The organism is Candidatus Bandiella numerosa (assembly GCF_021811875.1).
Classification (GTDB): domain Bacteria; phylum Pseudomonadota; class Alphaproteobacteria; order Rickettsiales; family Midichloriaceae; genus Aquirickettsia; species Aquirickettsia numerosa_A.
This window is the reverse complement of the sequence record NZ_JAJBJD010000106.1, coordinates 1-3,798: the sequence shown is the minus strand read 5'-3', so window position 1 is coordinate 3,798 and position 3,798 is coordinate 1. Positions and strand designations below refer to the sequence as shown.

General features: G+C 33.3%; 2 protein-coding genes. Both read right to left on the bottom strand.

Annotated elements, in window-relative coordinates:
- Window positions 1–225: 225 nt before the first annotated feature.
- Window positions 226–1,695, bottom strand: a complete 1,470-nt coding sequence (locus tag L8D11_RS04050; RefSeq protein ID WP_236870394.1) for an amino acid permease — start codon at window positions 1,693–1,695, stop codon at window positions 226–228.
- Window positions 1,696–2,019: 324 nt separating this feature from the next.
- Window positions 2,020–3,300 (bottom strand): dicarboxylate/amino acid:cation symporter, encoded by a 1,281-nt coding sequence (locus tag L8D11_RS04045; protein ID WP_236870393.1) that lies wholly within the window; start codon window positions 3,298–3,300, stop codon window positions 2,020–2,022.
- Window positions 3,301–3,798: the final 498 nt, after the last annotated feature.

Genomic DNA, 3,798 nt, shown 5'->3' with positions numbered 1-3,798 from the left:
CTGATACTACCTCGCCTTTTTCTTTTTTTCTTACTATTATTTCAAAATCCATTTGATACCTGTATTGTTTTAGGTCAAAGGTTAGCACTTTTCCTATTTATACGCTATCTAATATTTATGCTTCCAATGGTCTTTAATAATTTTAAAATACTATATTATGAATTATGTACATGTTGTTTAACTTTCACTCCATGTTTTGGGATTCACTTCAATCCAACTTGTGCATTAAATTCGCTTTGGGAAAATATCTTTAAATTGTAATGGTCTATTGGCGTCATCTTCTTTTTTATGATCTACACGCTTACTATGAAATTTGTGTATAAGCACAGGTACCACAAAACTAATAATTCCAATAATAAATGCAATTTTATATTCATAGTTATCATTTAATAATAAAAACATTAAGCAACCCACCATAAGAATAATCGCAGTAATACCTGTATATGGAGATAATGGTGTTTTAAATTTTAAATCCCTAGTAGTGTAACCTGCCTTATATAACCGTTTGCGAAAATTGATTTGAGCCCAACAAATAGATATCCATGCCATTAATCCTGTAAAGCCAGAAACTAACAGTAGAGAAATATATATTGTTGATTGCCCGAAAAAATAAGCAAGAGCAATTACTAACCAAATAGCCACTAATGTAACAATGACCGCATTTTGTGGAACCCCATTATGATTGAGTAAAGCTAATTTGCGAGGTGCCATCCCTTCACGGGCTAAAGCATTCAGCGCCCGTACAATACCATATAATCCTGAATTAGCGCAAGAAATTGCTGCTGTAAGGGTCACGAAACTTGCAATTGCTCCAGCCCAAGTCAATCCGTAATAATTTAATGCATCGGCAAATACAATATGGTCCAAATTTGCCTTATTCCAAGGAAAAATTAATACTAGGCACAATACTGGGACAATGTAGATAAAAAGAATTCTTAGAGTAACATTTGTTATTGCGTGAGGTATCATTTTTGAAGGATTAGCAGATTCACCAGCTGCAAGACCTACAATTTCAGAACCTTGATAATTTACTAATAATATAACCATTATAGTCAATACGACTGGAATGCCATTAGGAAATAACCCTCCTTGGTCAAGAATGAATTTTCCACCAATGATTTCAGAAGGTTGATCACCATGTATAAAGCCAAAGAAGATTAGAATTGCTATCACTACAAAAGCCATAAGAGCAACAATCTTGATCAAAGACAACCAAAATTCAACTTCACCAAACATTGACACTTCAGTTATATTTATCCATGTAATGATAAGCCCGAAAAGCACAGCCCAAACATATCCATTAATGCCAGTAAAATACTCCATTATAATGCCACCAGCAATACATTCAGCTGGAATATACATTATCCAGCTAATCCAATAAGACCAGCCAACTCCACAAGCTATTCTAGGTGAAATAAGATCAGCTGTATAAGTAACAAATGATCCTGATATCGGGATAGCAACAGACAGCTCTCCCATACATAACATAACGAGAAAGACTATTAACCCGCCAAATATATATCCAAGACAAGCGGATGGACCAACTTGGTTGATAACTTCCCCAGTCCCAAGAAAATACCCTGAACCAATAATACCTCCTAGCGCAATCAATTGAATATGCCTGTCCTTTAATGAGCGTTTATAGTTACCATCTTTGATAAATTTGGAATTTCTGTTGTGAATTGCTCTGGTCATTAACTATATCACCTTAAGTTTAAGAAGCTGCTGACAATAAAGCACGACTTTCGCAAAAGCAATAAAAATTTGGTAGATTTTTAAAAAAAACTTTGTTGTACAAATTAAAGATCTATGAATCCACCTATTTTTCAGGTCTTTATTACAAATTCCCCAGTTTGTCACCTTGCACTTTTCTTTTTGCCATTTTCTTGCCTTACTCATCTTACATCGAAATTTTTCCCTATAGTATTGATATTTATCAGCTTTTTCTTGGCTATTTTTTACCTTTGGTATCTGTACAATAAAGTTACTCATACTAATTAACCGAAGAATGATCATGTTCTATGATCCTTTAGGCGATATTTCGTTATACATTTTAATATCTAATGTTTTCTCTGAACGATCGATTAAAACGGTGACACAAGCACAACCGGTTATATTTATAACAGTCGTCATCATATCAAGCAATCGATCAACACTTGCGACCAAAAGAACACCTTCTATTGGTAACCCAACTGAATTTAGCACCATGCCAAGGAATAATAATACACCTCCAGGAATACCAGCTCCACCGATCGATGCAAGTGTACACATAAAGAACAACACAATATATTGCCCCATCGAAAGATCTATCCCCATCATTTGAGCAAAAAACACCGCACATGCACCTTGATAAATAGCACCACCATCCATGTTTAAAGCAGCAGATAATGGGAGTAAGAAGCGACTACTTTGCCTGGAAACACCAATTTTTGTTTCAATAGCGTCCATCAGTGGGACTAATGTGGCTTTAGAGCTGCTTGTCGCAAAAGCAATTAATTGTGGTCCTATTATTTTACGATAAAATGGTATCGGTGAAATTCTAGAAAAAAGAATTATTAGAACACCGAATAATAAATATTGAATCAAACACCCAACCCCAATCGTTACAACAAGTTTACCAAGAGCAAATAATATTCCCAACCCTTCTGTACCAACTATGGCAGCTATATAACCAAATACACCAATAGGGGCAATATACATTATTGTTTGAATCACTTTAAAAAACAATAATGCAATTTGTTGGCAAGTTTTTATCAATTCTGGACATTCTTTCTTTTTGATATTCATCATTGTCCCTATAAACAAAGCAAAGACTATAACTTGCAATATATGTCCCCCTGCCATGGCAGTAACGATATTAGTAGGGATTAAGTCTATTAAAATCTCTGGGATAGATAAAGAATCTACAGCGGGTAAATTTTTAGATCCTTTGAATTGATTTAAAACAGTTGGTGATATGCCAATTCCTGGTTTAAATACTTTAGCAACCAATAAACCCACTGAAACAGCTAATAAAGATGTTGAAATAAATGTTATTATAGCCTTGATGCCAATCCTGCGCAAACCATCGGTACTTTCGATACTGGTCATACCATATATGATGGTGAAAAAAATCATTGGTATGGTAACCATTTTGATTAGGTTTAAAAAAATCATCCCCAAGTAACTAAAATGCTTAGCATCTGGTCCTAAAAATACGCCAACTACCCCACCCAACATAAGACCAATAAGAACCTGTTGCCATGATTTCATATCTATTCCTCCATATAATTTTAATTTCTTAATATCTCTAAAATACAATATTTACATATGTAAGACTAGGGTAATATATTTACATATATTTACATATATTTACATATGTAAGACTAGGGTAATATATTTACATATATTTACATATGCAAGAATTAATTTTAGATATGAACTACCTTTTCTTAACCTTAGACACTGTATTATCACGAGAGCAACGTATTTATAGATAAATACAATAAAATATGTGGACTAAGACAAGGGGTTAATAACAAGATATCAATTGAAGTGACCCCCAAAACAAGGAGTCAAAGTTAAGCAACATTTTTAAATAAATTGAAGTATAACATTTCAAAATTATTAGGTGAATAATAATTTGTAAAAGAATGTCTTCTAAAAGAATTATAGAAAGCTTGAATGTATTCAGGAAGCATAAATATTAGATAGCGTATAAATAGGAAAAGTGCTAACCTTTGACCTAAAACAATACAGGTATCAAATGGATTTTGAAATAATAGTAAGAAAAAAAGAAAAAGGCGAGGTAGTATCAGA

Excerpts from the sequence above, each read along its gene's own strand:
- L8D11_RS04050 (WP_236870394.1), bottom strand. The coding sequence starts at position 1,695 with ATGACCAGAGCAATTCACAACAGAAATTCCAAATTTATCAAAGATGGT.